Below are 1,143 nucleotides of genomic sequence, written 5' to 3' on the forward strand. Positions count from 1 at the left end.
CCGACGGCCAGCCCTTCGACCCGCTCCAGCTCCGCCACCGGCACGGCCAGCTCCAGAGTGGGAAGCTTGCGCAGCAGCACCTCCAGCACGACCTGCAGCTCGGTGCGGGCCAACGCCTGGCCCAGGCAGGAGTGGGCGCCGGCGCCGAAGGCCAGGTGCGGGTTGGGGCTGCGGGTCAGGTCCATCTCGGCGGCCGCGTCGAAGGCGCTCTCGTCGCGGTTGGCGGCCGCCATGCTGCAGATCACCGTGGTGCCGCGGGGCAGCACCGTGCCGCTGACCTCGGTCTCCTCGGGCAGGTAGCGCGGCAGGCCGAAACCGGAGTTGGCGTCCAGGCGCAGCGACTCCTCCACCGTGGTGCGGATCAGCGACGGGTCGGCCAGCAGCGCCTGCCAGCGGGCGCGGTCGGCCAGCAGCATCGCCACCATTTTGCCGATCATGTTGGCGGTGGTCTCGTGCCCGGCGACCAGCAGCGCCATGCCGGTGACGAGGATCTGCAGGTCGGACAGGCCGCCGTCCTCCGGACCGCCGGCCGCGATCAGTTCGCTGAGCAGGTCCTCGCCGGGCTGGGCGCGCTTGGCGGCGACGTGCTCGGACATGTAGGCGAAGAACTCGGCCTGCGCGGCGTCGATCTCGGCCTTGCCGTACTTGGTGAGGTTGAGCAGGGTGTCGGACCAGTAGGAGAAGCGGTCCCGGTCGGCGGCGGGCACGCCGAGCATGTCGCAGATGACGTAGACCGGCAGCGGGAAGCCCAGCGACGCCCTGAGGTCGGCGGGGGCGCCGCGCTTGACCATGTCGTCGATGAGGTCCTCGGCGATCTGGGCCATCGCGGGCCGCAGCGCGTTCATGCGCTTGGCGGTGAACCACTTGCCGACCAGGCGCCGCCAGTGCTGGTGCTCCTCGCCGCCGTCGGGGATGATCTGCGCGAACTCGCTGCTGAACACTCCGCCGCCGTCGGCCGACAGGCGGGCCGCGTCGGGGGCGGTGAGCTGGCGGGTGAAGCGCGGGTCGGCGAGCACCTGCTTGACGTCCTCGTAGCGGGTCAGCAGTGTCGCCTGGTCGCCGCTGGGCAGCGTCACGTGGGCCACCGGGCACTTTTCGCGCAGCTCGGCCCATTCCGCGGGCGGGTCCAGCGCGGCGTCGTTG

Annotated in this window: 1 protein-coding gene; it reads right to left on the minus strand. The window is 72.1% G+C overall.

The window, feature by feature from the left end; translation table 11 throughout:
- A partial coding sequence (locus ABD841_RS40485) for a cytochrome P450 (protein WP_344982392.1) occupies positions 1-1,130 on the minus strand: 1,130 nt, incomplete at its 3' end.
- Between the last annotated feature and the right edge of the window lie 13 nt (positions 1,131-1,143).

Source organism: Streptosporangium fragile, assembly GCF_039534445.1.
In the GTDB taxonomy this organism is placed as follows: Bacteria; Actinomycetota; Actinomycetes; order Streptosporangiales; family Streptosporangiaceae; genus Streptosporangium; species Streptosporangium fragile.